11 protein-coding genes are annotated in these 13,697 nt (G+C 49.1%); 2 read left to right on the top strand and 9 right to left on the bottom strand.

Features of this window, described 5'->3' with window-relative positions:
- The first annotated feature begins 198 nt into the window (after positions 1 to 198).
- Together ACDE64_RS04700 and ACDE64_RS04695 are read left to right on the top strand one after the other, a co-directional pair.
- Positions 199 to 1,134, top strand: coding sequence for an AraC family transcriptional regulator (locus ACDE64_RS04700; protein ID WP_411349152.1), 936 nt, complete (start codon positions 199 to 201; stop codon positions 1,132 to 1,134).
- A 745-nt stretch (positions 1,135 to 1,879) separates the two neighbouring features.
- A complete protein-coding gene (locus ACDE64_RS04695; RefSeq protein ID WP_411346694.1) occupies positions 1,880 to 2,707 on the top strand; it encodes an SDR family oxidoreductase in 828 nt (275 codons plus the stop codon).
- A gap of 234 nt (positions 2,708 to 2,941) precedes the next feature.
- On the opposite strand, the gene ACDE64_RS04690 is transcribed toward ACDE64_RS04695, so the two are convergent.
- The 9 genes from ACDE64_RS04690 to ACDE64_RS04650 all read right to left on the bottom strand — a co-directional run bounded on the left by ACDE64_RS04690 (position 2,942) and on the right by ACDE64_RS04650 (position 13,637).
- A complete protein-coding gene (locus ACDE64_RS04690; protein ID WP_411349151.1) occupies positions 2,942 to 4,240 on the bottom strand; it encodes an MFS transporter in 1,299 nt (432 codons plus the stop codon).
- 443 nt (positions 4,241 to 4,683) lie between these two features.
- Complete coding sequence (locus ACDE64_RS04685; RefSeq protein ID WP_411349150.1) at positions 4,684 to 5,667, bottom strand: dipeptidase; 984 nt, start codon at positions 5,665 to 5,667, stop codon at positions 4,684 to 4,686.
- A 24-nt stretch (positions 5,668 to 5,691) separates the two neighbouring features.
- On the bottom strand, positions 5,692 to 7,326 hold the full coding sequence (locus ACDE64_RS04680) for a peptide ABC transporter substrate-binding protein (protein ID WP_411349149.1): 1,635 nt from the start codon (positions 7,324 to 7,326) through the stop codon (positions 5,692 to 5,694).
- 31 nt (positions 7,327 to 7,357) lie between these two features.
- Entirely contained in the window at positions 7,358 to 8,596 is a 1,239-nt protein-coding gene (locus ACDE64_RS04675) for an ABC transporter ATP-binding protein (protein WP_411349148.1), read from the bottom strand.
- Positions 8,597 to 8,625: 29 nt separating this feature from the next.
- Positions 8,626 to 9,603 (bottom strand): ABC transporter ATP-binding protein, encoded by a 978-nt coding sequence (locus ACDE64_RS04670; protein WP_411349147.1) that lies wholly within the window; start codon positions 9,601 to 9,603, stop codon positions 8,626 to 8,628.
- A 19-nt stretch (positions 9,604 to 9,622) separates the two neighbouring features.
- Positions 9,623 to 10,885: an ABC transporter permease gene (locus tag ACDE64_RS04665; protein WP_411349146.1), complete on the bottom strand. Its 1,263-nt coding sequence runs from the start codon at positions 10,883 to 10,885 to the stop codon at positions 9,623 to 9,625.
- A complete protein-coding gene (locus ACDE64_RS04660; RefSeq protein ID WP_411349145.1) occupies positions 10,882 to 11,820 on the bottom strand; it encodes an ABC transporter permease in 939 nt (312 codons plus the stop codon). Before ACDE64_RS04660 ends, ACDE64_RS04665 begins: the two co-directional genes overlap by 4 nt.
- Before the next feature lie 209 nt (positions 11,821 to 12,029).
- The gene (locus ACDE64_RS04655; RefSeq protein WP_411349144.1) at positions 12,030 to 12,320 is read right to left on the bottom strand and encodes a putative quinol monooxygenase; all 291 of its coding nucleotides are present in this window, start codon (positions 12,318 to 12,320) and stop codon (positions 12,030 to 12,032) included.
- An 87-nt stretch (positions 12,321 to 12,407) separates the two neighbouring features.
- Positions 12,408 to 13,637 (bottom strand): RtcB family protein, encoded by a 1,230-nt coding sequence (locus ACDE64_RS04650; RefSeq protein WP_411349143.1) that lies wholly within the window; start codon positions 13,635 to 13,637, stop codon positions 12,408 to 12,410.
- Positions 13,638 to 13,697 lie beyond the last annotated feature (60 nt).

Genomic DNA, 13,697 nt, shown 5'->3' with positions numbered 1-13,697 from the left:
GGGGTAGCCCTTTTTTGTCCATTCATAAACTTTTATATGAATCAAATGAAAACCCTTTCATTTTTGTTCATATGCATGTATGCTGAAACTAGTCCAATCAGCAAATTACCCATATCCCGTTTGATTTCGCCGTTCTTCGTTCTCTGTCCGGTTGGAGGCAATACGCAGCAAACATAAATGTGAGATTGGAGGCTATCTATGTCCACTTCCTTTATATCGCCGGAATGGGGTCTCAGCGTCTCGGAAACCGTATGCCCAGACGTGCAGACATCGGTTAATCTGCTCGGTATCAATCTGCGCGAGGTGAGCCGGGATTGGGAATGTCCAAGTCATGCCCATCATCAGTATGAGATCAATTATGTCTTAGAGGGCACCCAGCAATTGAAGATCGGGGAATACAGCTATGTGCAGCAAGCCGGTGATCTGGTGATTTTGCCGCCGGGTATCCCCCATATGAGCCGTAGCATCAGCGACCGTTCGCTGGTGTATGTCTGCATTCATTTTGAGATGAATGACCGTGTCTTCCTGTCGCTGCTGGAACGTACGAATCAACTGATTTTGCGCAAAAATAGTCTGGCAGCACGTCAGATCGAACCGTGCATTATGAAACTGGTACAGGCTGCCGAGCTGGAAGGACAGCATATGATCACACGCCGTATCCGTTTGCAGGCAGCTTCGTTCGAGTTATTCGGCGTATTGTGGGAGATTCTGCTGGATGAAGCTGCTCAGGCATCGCCATCCACGTATGCGCATATGGAGCTAGCGCATCAGATTGCCGCACGATTGCAAGGAATTGTGAACCGCAATATTACGCAGGTCACCCAGCGCGCGGAATCGCATTACGGTATCGACGATATCGCTGCCGAGCTAGGAATCAGTCCGTCGCATTGCAATCGTATTTTCCATCAGGTGTTTGCTATCTCGCCACGCAGCTACCTGTCCAATCTCGTCTTGCACAAGTCCAAGCTGCTGCTTGCCGATCCGCATATGTCGATTCAGGACATTGCGACCACACTCGGCTATCGCGATATTGCGCATTTTAGCCGCCAGTTCAAACGCTGGTCGGGCATCTCACCTAGCCATTACCGCAAAAATCATCTGCATATGAATCAGCCACTCGAAGCCGATGTCTGACATAGCTGAACCACCGGACAGCCATGCTGCCGTATACGTCTATCAGGGGCAATGTAACGACGCTCCATACGGCATCATCGTCAGCTGGCTGCCGCTTGTATACTTACTGCTACTACGTTTGATCTATCGCCCGATATCGTTAACAGCCAGAGGAAGCAGAATGCTGATGCTGGTGAACATGATATCGGGTTGTTTGCGTGCGAGTTATTTATGTGCGGTTCGCTTGCGCCGAATCGGGCTAAAGATATTGTAATCCTGCCGACCGGGTTTCCGTTTACCCATATGCGGTCACAGAAAGGAATGATCCATTATGAACAAGCAGCAACCATCCAACTTAACGACTGAAAACAGCTCACAGCAGCGCAACCAGAAGGATTCATCAGCATTGGAAACTCTGACAGACGCACCACATAGAGACGAAGTACATTCTCAGGAGCAAGCAAGCCATAAGCAAACGCCACATTCGACGCAGGATAGAATAGCGACGCAGCCATCCTTGTCCACTTCGGATACAGCGGATGATGTCTTGTTAGCTAACAATCTGGCAGACGATCAGACACCACAGTTCGCTACGAGCGCCGATACGATCTCCGCTTCGGACATTCCGATTGCTCCACCTGCTGAGCCAACTACCGGCAATAAGTTGGTGGATAAAACGCTACGCGAAGTGATTCGTCATGTGGAGGAACAGGAGCAGGAACCATTAACCGAGACAGAATCCAAACCGTTGCCGCTACACGATTCCATGCGTGGCAAAGTAGTTGTCATTACGGGCGGTGCGGGTGTATTATGCCGCGCGATGGCATTGGAGTTAGGACGACAAGGTTGCCGTATCGCCATTCTGAACCGTACGGTGGAAAAAGGACAACTGGTCGCTGACGAGATCGTTGCCGCAGGCGGCGAAGCCATTGCTGTTGCATGCGATGTCACGAACGAGGATAGCGTGATCGTTGCCGAGACGGCAGTCACCGCGCAGCTCGGTCCGTGCGATATTCTGATTAACGGTGCGGGCGGCAATCATTCGGATGCGAATACGACCGAAGAAACGTTCCATGAGCAGGATCTGAATGATGACGACAAGCAGACCTTTTATGATATCAAAATCGATGGCTTCCGTCAGGTGATGGATCTGAATATGATTGGCACGCTGATTCCGACGCAAATCTTCACTCGCCATATGACCGGACGCACGGGCGTGAGTGTGATCAACATTTCGTCCATGAGTGCGTACAGCCCGATGACCAAAGTACCTGCATATTCGGCTGCCAAGGCGGGCATCAACAACTTTACCCAGTGGCTGTCTGTGCATTTTGCGCATACTGGGATTCGAGTAAACGCGATTGCACCGGGATTTTTCCTAACTCAGCAAAATCAAAAACTGTTAAAAAACGAAGACGGCTCGCTCACCGAACGTTCGGAGAAGATTATCGCGCATACGCCGATGCGACGATTCGGTGTACCGGATGATCTGCTTGGCACGCTGCTGTGGCTGGCGGATGCGGATACGTCTGGGTTTATTACTGGCGTAACGATTCCGGTGGATGGCGGATTTATGGCGTATTCGGGTGTTTAAGATCGTCCTTTTCATGATTGCTTATGTAATATACAGCTAAAAGCATTTTGCAATATCTGTCTGTATGGTCATTGTGCTATGTACGTGCATAGGTGGTCATATTACACATCCACGTAAAAAAGAAGCAGCGATCTTAGACCGCTGCTTCTTTTTCTGTAACGATTACTTCTGGATTTGGAATATTACCTCTTCCACCGTTTACTAATGTAAGCTTATTTCGTATCTCCCAACCAATTATGCCTTGTTCGCTGCTACCGATTGTTCATTGACATACTGCTCGTTCTCACCCGCCGCCAGCTCCTCGCGGAAATAAGAGCGATATACATATCCGATCACGACAGCGATCGTCGTCATTAACGCAGCAATCAAGTACATATTTTTCATTCCGAATTGATCGGCAATCCAGCTCAGCCCCAGCATCGCAACCGCGAATGCCAGATTACTCAGCACACTCCATGCTGACATGACACTCGGTGTTTCTTCCGGTGTCAGATTTTGCTGGATCAATGTACGACGGATCACGCCTGCTACCTGTACTGGCAAGCCAGAGATCATGAGCAGGAACATTGCCAGAAACGGCTGGGTATTGAAGGCAAATGCGACCGCAATGACCACATAGATCATCAGATGCAGCAGCATATGCAGATAAGCGTTCTTTTGAATCTTTTTCACCCGTGAGACGATCAGCAGTCCGCCTGCAATCGAACCGATGAAAAAGGCAGTATTCATAAAGCCCCACCAGCGTTCATCCTGATGCAGCACCTGCACGACAAAGGCAAGAATAAATGCGCCCAACCACGCCGCGCCGCCCAGCGTATCGATATTGTCGACAATTGCCAGCAGACGGATGCGGCGGTTAGTGGCGATGATTTTCCAGCCTTCGGACAATTGCTGTCCATACGATGGTTTGGTCGCTGGTGCAGCCTCATCGTCCACTGCACCTTTGGCATGTACTAGACCTGCCTGTGCATACGGATCACGGATAAATGCGGTAAAAAACATCGCCAGAAAATAACTTGCCGACGCGATCCACATTGTTGGCAACGCCCCAGCAACAGCGACGATAATACCGCTGAGTGCCCAGCCAGAGCATTTAACGATCTGATCGCTGACCGAGATCAATCCATTAGCTCGCATCAAGCCTTCACCATCTGCGAGTCGTGGCACGAGCGCATTGCGCGCCGGATCTGTCCAGCCATCCAAGAAGGACATGCCGAATACGACTGCAAATACGATACCGTACGATGGTACAGGCGTCAGCCACAGGTAAAAGATCAGCGCTGTAAACAGCACAAACTGTCCAAGCTGCGAGCACATTAAAATCGATGTTAATCGATACCTCGACATCACTAGCGGTGCAACCAATCCGCTGACGATTTTGGACAGCATACGGAATAGCGGAATAAAGATCGTTGTTAGCAGCGAGCCGCTTTGAATAAATACGAGGGTAACGAGACTGAGCGAGTACACAATGTCCGCAATATTGGAGACGGTCTGTGTGCCCCATAACATGTAAAACGATTTTCTGATCAAAATGTCCATCCCTTCCTGCAATGTGGAGTAAGTCATGCTTATATCATTTCAAACGGTTATCCGTTGCGGATGACAAGTGGCACGATATTTTCTTGCTAACTAGAGTATGTACATAATATTTTAAATAATGTAAATTGATCCATAAATTATGTTTTAATCAGTATATGATTTTCTTTTTCGACTTGTCAATTTTAAGTATCGCACGATATGTAAGCCGTGTACACCATTTACAAACAAAAACTATAATAATTTGTTAATTTATTCTAAATCTTATTGTAACGGGTATAACGATAGCTGGCTATATAAAAATATCGTAATTAAGTATTATTTATAACTTTTATACGCTTATTTATTTGAAGCAAAAAAGAAGCATCTGCCCTTTGTGACAGATGCTTCTTGCGTGTACGTATGACTTGCATATGAGTATTTGGAATTCGTTCAGCTCATAACGTTTCGCGAATCAGTCGTTCTACATTGCCGAACATGATTTTATCGATGTCGGATGGATGGAATCCGTGTTGCTGTAATCGCTCAGCGAGTAGCGGAACTTGAGAGGCATCGTCGATCTCCAGATTTCTCGGCACACCGTCAAAGTCGGAGCCAAGTGCCACACTGTCCACTCCGCCTACGTTGACCATATGATGAATATGCCGCACCATCTGCTGCAACGTACTGCGATCATCGGAAATCTGTTCATTCAAGAAATTACCGCCAAAGTTCAGCCCTGCCAGACCGCCCTTGTTACCAAGCGCTCTGATCATCTCGTCGGTGAGATTACGCGGGTGCGGTGACAGAACTCGGCTGTTGGAATGAGAAGCAACAAATGGCTTGTTGCTATACTTCACCACATCCCAGAACCCGCCATCCGATAGATGCGATACGTCAACGATCATGCCCAGCTCGTTCATGCGTTGCACGGTTTCCACCCCGAATGGCTTTAACCCATGCTGCATCAGCTCATGATCTGACGATTGCGGATAGCCGATGCTGTTCTCGTAATTCCATGTGAGCGTAATCAGTCGCACGCCTTGACGATACCACTGATCCAGTGTATTAAGATTGCCGTCCAGCAGCCGTCCATCTTCAATCGTCAGAAAAGCGGACAATCTGCCTGCTTCCCGATTGGCAGTGTATTGCTCATAATTTCCAGCAAACCGCGCGGCTGCGCCTTCCGCTGTTCCATCGATGAATTCCTGTCGAAACGCCTCATACAAACGCTCATAATATACGTCATCCGCCAGCGGTTCCATATGCAAATGAGCATAAAAGGGTTCTGGTACCATGAAGATGGCAAAAAATTGCGCATACGCTCCGCCACGTGCCAGCTTGTCCAGATCGACTTGTCGGTCATTGCGCCGCAAATCGCCAGTATGATCCGGTCTGGCAAACAGCATCAGCGTATCGCAGTGCAGATCAATATATCCCATGTGTATCCTCCACGACTAGATTCACTATTCATTGCTGATCGTTGCTGTTCTCCACAATGCTGAGCCTTCTGGACTGAATTTCACGGTGACACGCGAGTTGAGCAGATACGAACGTCCATCCTGATAGATTGGGAAAATGGCGGCATCGTCGAGCAATACTTTCTCCGCTTTGATATACGCATCCAGACGTTTCTCCGGCGAAGCGATCCACTGCTGCGATGCGCCGTTAACCAGCTTGTCGTATTCCGGGTTCACCCAGTGACCGAAGTTGTAGCCGGAACGCTCCGTGAACAGATCGAAGTATGTGGATGGATCATCATAGTCAGCGCCCCAACGAGTGATAATAATCTGGAAGTCGCCTTTGCCAGCGAGAGCAACGCGATTTTTCTTCGGCTGGGCTTTCAGATTGATCGTGATGCCGGGCAGTGTATTTTGAATTTCGGATTGATAGAATTGAGCAATCTGCTTGGTTGTATCGTCATCGTCGTACAGTAATTCGAATGTGAATGTATCCTGCTTCAGCTCGGCTTTGGCTTTGTTGAAATATTCGACCGCCTTGACTTTGTCCGATTCCAGATACGTCGCTTGGGCAGCGTCACGGAAGGTTTTGCCCTCTACGCCAGAAGCAAGCGTGTTGACGATCAGGAAATCTGCCGGAACAGAGCCATCTTTTAGAATATTATCGACGACTGAATGTTTGTCATACGCCAGTGCCAGTGCGAGGCGCAAATTCACGTTGTTCAATTCTTTTACTTTCAGATTCGGTTGGAAATAGTACAGCATGCGGGCAAGCTGAGTATGATAATCTTTGGAATCTTTGTAAGCTGCCCCTTCTTCACCGTTAATCTCTACATAATCCAGTTGCTGCGATTGATACGCCAGAATGCCGGATTGCGAATCTTTGACCGTTTTGTACGTCAGGGTGTTCAGCTTGATATTGTCCTGATCCCAATACTGCGTATTTTTGGATAGGACAACCGAGTCACCGCCAACCGTCCAGTCAGAGATAACGAATGGACCATTGGACAGTACATTGTCTTTGGACAGCCCGTATTGATCGCCTTGCGCCGTAGCAAATTTCTCATTGATCGGTGCAAAGTATGTACCTGCCATCAAAGAATCAAAGTACGGCACGACCCGATCCAGCTGCACGACAAACGTTTTGTCGTCGGTTGCTTTTACACCGAGTGTATCTAGTGCGGCACCGTTATAAAGTACATTCTCGGCGTTTTTCACACCAGCGACTAGCAGCATGTACGAGTATTCCGCTTTCGTTTCTGGATTCGCCAATCGTTTCCACGCATATTCAAAATCATGCGCCGTTACTGGTGTGCCATCCGACCACTTCTCGTCACGAATAGTAAAGGTGTACGTTTTCTTATCATCGCTAATCTTCACATCGCTTGCTGCCGCCAGCTCGACGCCCTTCTCGCTTTGACGGTACAATCCTTCGACCAATTTGTTAATAATATTCAAATCCTCCGCCGACGTAGCCAGATTGGAATCCAGTGTCGATACATCCGCTGTGTTGGCGACGATCAGATCCTGACTGCTGCTGGATGAAGATGCATCCGAACGTTCTGAGCCTTTGCCGCAGGCGCTTAATAGCCCCGCCAATAACGCCAGCGTTAACAGCAATACCATCGTTTTTTTACTCATATTCAGTCTCCTGTCCTGATTATATAGTGGGTCATGCTTCTGCTTGCGTTGTTGTATTGGCAGCGCGCTGCTGCATCTGACGCAGTCGCTCTGTCAACATAGGATTCACGTCCAGCTCCGGTGCCTGTTCATGCAGCAGCCATGAACGAACGGTATGCGTATCGTTGATCCGGTATTCTGGCGGCTCCTGTTCAAAATCAATATTCAGCGCATATTCATTACGCGGCGCAAACGCATCGCCTGTAATGGGATGCACCAGATCAGGCGGGATACCAGGAATCGAATACAAGCGGTGCGCGTCGATTCCAGCATCCGGTACACAGGACAGCAGCGCGCGGGTGTACGGATGAACCGGATGGTAGAATATATCGTCGGCAGTGCCCTTTTCGACCAATTGCCCGGCATACATCACTGCCACCTCATCCGCTACCCGTGCCACTACGCCAAAGTCATGCGTAATGTAAATGACGGACAGATTCTTCTCCTGCTGAATTCGTGCGATCAGCTCCAAGATACGCGCCTGAATCGTCACGTCCAGCGCTGTCGTCGGCTCGTCGCAGATCAGAATTTGTGGATTGCAGGCAAGTGCAATCGCAATGACGACCCGCTGCCGCATTCCGCCGGACAGCTGATGCGGATACTGCTTGTACGTATGCGCCGCCTGCCGAATACCGACCTCCTCCAGCAATTGAATGCCCAGCTCACGACTATCCCGTCGACCAAGCCGCTGATGCTTGCGAATCGCTTCCACAATCTGACGCCCGATGCTCATCGTCGGATTGAGCGTACTCATCGGATCTTGGAAGATCATTGCAATCTTCTGACCACAAATGTCGGAAATCAGTTGTTTCTTGCTGAGCGTAAGCAGATCAATGGGCTGGCTACTTCCATTCTGACTATCGTGAAAATAAATATGCCCACTGTCGATCTGCTGCTGCGGTCCACCCAGCCCCATAATCGTCCGCGCTGTCGCCGATTTGCCACTGCCAGATTCACCAACAATCGCCAGCGTCTTCCCACGCTTCAATTCAAAATCAACACCACGCACCGCCCGCAGCAATCCGCGCGTCGTCCGAAAGCTAACTGCCAGATTCGATACGGACAAGATGTGCTGTGCATCGGATGATACGACTGGCGCTTGTGACGGTATAGGTTTCGATGATAGAGATTGTGATGGTGCATCTGACGCTTGTGACGATAGAGATTTTGTACTGGACGCTATCTGCTGATTTGCAGATTGTGCATCATTATGTATCGTTGGCTCACTCATGTACGCTCCTCCTTTCACCTTGCTGCATTCTATACATTCACCTCCTGTTGCCATTGCACCAGCTGCTCCGGTGTAGCCAGCACTACATGCTCTCCCTCCAGACGATGCTCTACTGCATCGACATAATCCAGCTCGCTCGCGTGGTAGTGAAAGCTTTGCCGATGCTTTTCCACCCGTGGATCAGGTACTGGAATTGCTGACAGCAGTGAGCGAGTATACGGATGCATCGCTCGCAGGAAAATATCATCCGCTGTGCCCGTCTCCACCAGATAACCGTGATGCAGCACGCCAATCCGATCCGAAATATGCTTCACCATCGCCAGATCATGCGCGATAAACAGATACGCCGTGTGTAGCTCCTGTTGCAATTGCTTGAGCAGATTGACAATCTGCGCTTGAATCGATACATCCAGCGCACTAATCGCTTCGTCGGCAATGAGCAGCTTTGGATTCATAATCAGCGCCCGCGCAATGCCAATCCGTTGCCGCTGTCCACCGGAAAATTGGTGCGGATACCGATCCGCATGACTGCGCGCCAGCCCTACTTTATCCATCACCTCATACACGCGCTGCCGCCGCTCTGCTGCTGAACGATACGTGCGATGAATATCCAGCCCCTGCCCGATAATGTCGATCACCCTTTTTTTCGGATTCAGACTTGCCATCGGGTCTTGGAAAATCATCTGCATGCGGCTGGCAATATATCGCTTGCGCTCCCGCGTCAATTTGCCGCTAATCTCACTACCGTCTAATATGATCTTGCCCTCATCTGGATCATAAATACGGATCAGGCATCGTCCAATTGTCGACTTGCCACTACCGGATTCACCGACCAGTCCATACGTTTCGCCTTGCTGAATGTGCAGATCGATACCGTTGACCGCCTGCACTCTCTGCCCATTGGAGCGAAAGGACTGCTTCAATCCGCTGACCGATAGCAAGGGAGCATCGTCGGCAGCTATTTTCACCGGCTGGATAAAGTTTGTTGGTTGCTCTGCCACTGTCATCTTGCTCGCCTCCTTGGCTTCAGATTTTCAATTTGGAATCCAGTGCATCGCGCAGGCTATCAGACAGCAGATTGAAGCTGATCATCAGCAGTGCGAACACAGCGACCGGAATCGCCACCATATAGGGATGAATCATCATCGACTTGAAGCCAGTACTGATCAGTGTACCGAGCGAAGCCGTCGGCTCAGGAATGCCCAGCCCGATGAACGATAAGAACGATTCGATAAAGATTGCTTCTGGAATCGACATCATTGCCATAATGATGATCGTACCGTACATATTCGGCAAAATCTCCCGCAGTAAAATGACAATATCCGAAGCGCCCAGCGTACGCGCCGCCAGTACATAATCCTGCTGCTTCAGCCGTAATACCTGTGCCCGGACAATCCGGCTCATCCCGATCCAGTTCGTAATCATGAGCGCGATAATGATCGTAATCAGCCCCGGCTTGAGAATGATCATAAACAGCGTAATAACGACCAGACTCGGTATACCCGCGATCACCTCGATCATCCGCTGCATCACCAGATCAACCCTGCCGCCAAAATATCCTGAAATCATGCCATAGGTAATCCCAATTACAATATCGATACATACCGCCACCATCGCCACAAATAGCGAAATGCGTGTCCCGGTAAATACACGCGTCCACAGATCGCGCCCCAGCGTATCGGTGCCAAAATAGTGATACTGCTGCTGAATCCCCCGTTCGATATACGGATTGTCGCCCCGCGTCTCCCCATTCCAAAAGCCCAGCTGCTCCACAACCGGTAGCCGTGGCGGCAGGTTCTGTATTTTCATATCTACTGCATTCGGTGCATAGCCGCTAATGAGTGGACCGATGAGTGCAAACAGAACGATCAGCGTGAGAATGATAGCACCAATCAAGCCACTTTTACTGCGAAAGACACGGCGGATACTGTCGTAACGCGGCTTGCGGTACTCTTCGTTGATACCTTCAGCGGCAAGCTGCCGATGTGCCAGCTCAAATGGTGCAGCAAACGCAGGATTTCCTTCATGTGAACCGTTATTGCCAACATAATGTTCTTGTGCATTCAATGGATGTTGTATAGCATTCGACCGATGTTGTACAGCATTCGTCGTTTGTGCAATAGCTGTCGTTTCTGTAGGCACTTTCGCTCCGCTAGTCTGGCGAAGATCGGTAGATGCTGGCGATTGATTAGCTTGTGTTAAGTTATTGGAAGCGTCATGGGATGCGTTGAGAGAGGAAGTGTCGTCCCGCTTCGTATGACGAGCATAGATATCGATGCCTTTCTTCATGCTTTTCCTCCTCCTGCCAGTCGAATTCGTGGATCGATCAGACCATACAGCAGATCGACCAGCAGCATCATGCCGATAAACAGTACGCTATAAATAAAGGCAATTGAGATCGCAACATTGTAATCATTTACCTGAATAGCGGTAATAAACAGATTGCCGATACCCGGAATAGCGAAAATATTTTCGATTACCATGCTGCCCATCATCATACCCACGACCATCGGTGCAATGACCGTTAACAGCGGAATGAGCGTATTGCGTAGCGCATGGAATAGAATGATGCCAAAGCTATTAATACCTTTTGATTGCGCCAACTGGATATAATCCGATTGCAGCGCTTCGATCATCTCATTGCGTGTGAATCGTGCTACCTTGGCAATCGGCAGCATCGCCAGTGCAATACTCGGCAAAATAGTTGACGAATCCGCCATTCGCTGCGAGAACAACACCGGAAACCAACCCAATTTAAAAGCGAAAACGTACATTAATCCTAGCGCGAATACATACGATGGAATACTCGCGCCTAGCATCGATACGAGCGACGAGATCGTATCCCAGATCGTCGAATGACGCAGCGCTGAGATGATGCCGAGAATGAGACCGATCACCACACCGACCGTAATTGCTTGCAAACCGATTTGGAAGGAGATGAGTAGCCGATCTTGAATCAAGCTGGCAATGGGCATATTTTTCTGAATGACATACGATACGCCAAAGTCGCCTTGCAGCACATGTGTTACGTAATTAGCGAATTTTATCGGCACCGGCTTGTCCAGCCCGTAGGCAGTGTTGAGCTGGGCAAGCTGCTGTGCGGTCAATTTATCATCATTGAACGGCGTACCCGGCATCCACTCCATCATCGCGAATAAAATGAACAAAATGACCAGCAGTGTGCAGCACGCGATCAATAGCCGTTTCGTTACATATTTGATCATAAGCAGTCCCTTTCCATAAAACTTATAATTCCTATCGGTTTTATAAAATTTAGTATGTATCTATTAGGTTATCGAAATTACCAATCGGCGTCTAATAGATAATGTTGATACAAAAAGCACAGGTAGTCTGGATCAAATCAACAATCTATGGATGCACATAACAAAAAGTGATTCCCGGTATCGGAAATCACTGTTGTATGATGCTTATATTATTGTTCTACCTGTTGCAAACGGAATGCTTCACGAGAATCAATCAATGATGCAATATTCTCACGGTAGGTTTTGAAATGAGGGGTATTTATATGAAATTCAAGCGCAGCTTCATCTTCCCATATTTCATAAAAGACAAATACACCCGGTTCCACCGATTCATGCAACGTATATTGAATACAACCACGTTCGCTACGAGAAGGCTCCAACATTTTGATTAACTCTGCTTTTAACTGCTCTTCATACCCTGCTTTTGCTTTCAAGATCGCATTATTAACAAGATTCGTCATCGATCATTCTCCTTCCAATGAATCCATTTTGGCGGTGCTATGTATTAGCATACCCGTTTTGGAGAACGATCAACAATACAACCTCACTCAATCCTTATACGGATCAAATTCATTCGCGCCCGCCATGCACACGCCAATCGGCTTCAGCACATGCAGCACATCCAGCGTCTCATGATGCGCGTCCAGCACCGTTTGCAGCTTGCGGTACACAAATGGACTCTCGTCCGTATCCGCGCCGCGCAGCTCCACACCAAAATCGTCAATCGCCTGCTTCATCTGCTCGCGCGTAATTGTGCCGCCGTGACGGGTACGAGTTTTCCAGTTCATTTTACCCGCTGCCTGCGTACGACTCATGACCCGACCAGCGCCATGTACCGTGCTGTAAAAGGACTGCTTGTTTTCCAGACTGTCCTTCCCGCGCACAATGACCGAAATATCGCCCATACTGCCGCCGATAAAGCCCAGCTGACCCGGTGCCGAAGGTGTCGCCCCTTTACGAACGACAATCGTTTCTTGCCCGTCATGCTGCTCTTTCCACGCAAAATTATGATGATTATGCACTGCAAAATCCGCAGTCGCACCCAGCAGACGCAGTACTTCATCAATGACATAATCGCGTCCGGCATACGCATATCGTCCTGCGAGCTTCATCGCCCGGTAGTATAGCTCGCCATGCTCCTGATCCAGATCGAACAGCGTCGGCGCTTGATCCATATGCTCACCCGGCGCTTTATCCAAGAAGCCCCGTCCCACCGCCAGATTCAGAAATCCGCTTGCCGTCTTATGTCCAAATCCACGACTGCCAAAATGATTACCGATCCATAGCCGTCCTGTAGATGGCTCGGTAAACAGATCGACATAGTGATTACCACTGCCGACCGTGCCTAGCTGCTCGCGGGCAAGCCTTTTCAGTGCATCATGCCCTTTTTTCCCTGCAACCTGCATGTATACATTCCAGTCTGGATCGTCGAATAGCTCGTGATCGTCACGGTTGCGATTGCCCCGTCCAACGCCAAACGTAATTTGATTGGCGATTTGATCCATCATGCTACCGATCCGAGGCATAATATCCGCTGCCATCAGATTGGTACGTACCGCTTTGTTGCCGCAACCGATATCATAGCCGACACCGGATGGCGAGATCTGACCACTATAGGCGACCACACCGCCGATTGGCTGACTGTAGCCTTTATGATGATCTGCCATCAGCAGCGCTTGCACCACATTACCATGATTGGCACACGTTACTGCCTGACTGACCGCGCTGCTGTCCGGTTCGCCCCAGACACGCACGCCGTCGATAATTTGAAATGCCATCTTGTTCACTCTACTTTCATTATGTTTGTTTTCTTATTCTATCTAAAGGGGGGCTTCAGC

This window comes from Paenibacillus sp. WLX2291 (genome assembly GCF_046603665.1).
Lineage (GTDB): Bacteria > Bacillota > Bacilli > Paenibacillales > Paenibacillaceae > Saccharibacillus.
This window is presented reverse-complemented; position numbering and strand designations above follow the sequence as displayed.

Coding starts and splice junctions, on each gene's coding strand:
- ACDE64_RS04655 (WP_411349144.1), bottom strand. CDS start 12,320: ATGACGAATCTTGTTAATAATGCGATCTTGAAAGCAAAAGCAGGGTAT.
- ACDE64_RS04650 (WP_411349143.1), bottom strand. CDS start 13,637: ATGGCATTTCAAATTATCGACGGCGTGCGTGTCTGGGGCGAACCGGAC.
- ACDE64_RS04670 (WP_411349147.1), bottom strand. CDS start 9,603: ATGACAGTGGCAGAGCAACCAACAAACTTTATCCAGCCGGTGAAAATA.
- ACDE64_RS04695 (WP_411346694.1), top strand. CDS start 1,880: ATGCGTGGCAAAGTAGTTGTCATTACGGGCGGTGCGGGTGTATTATGC.
- ACDE64_RS04675 (WP_411349148.1), bottom strand. CDS start 8,596: ATGAGTGAGCCAACGATACATAATGATGCACAATCTGCAAATCAGCAG.
- ACDE64_RS04660 (WP_411349145.1), bottom strand. CDS start 11,820: ATGATCAAATATGTAACGAAACGGCTATTGATCGCGTGCTGCACACTG.
- ACDE64_RS04685 (WP_411349150.1), bottom strand. CDS start 5,667: ATGGGATATATTGATCTGCACTGCGATACGCTGATGCTGTTTGCCAGA.
- ACDE64_RS04700 (WP_411349152.1), top strand. CDS start 199: ATGTCCACTTCCTTTATATCGCCGGAATGGGGTCTCAGCGTCTCGGAA.
- ACDE64_RS04665 (WP_411349146.1), bottom strand. CDS start 10,885: ATGAAGAAAGGCATCGATATCTATGCTCGTCATACGAAGCGGGACGAC.
- ACDE64_RS04680 (WP_411349149.1), bottom strand. CDS start 7,326: ATGAGTAAAAAAACGATGGTATTGCTGTTAACGCTGGCGTTATTGGCG.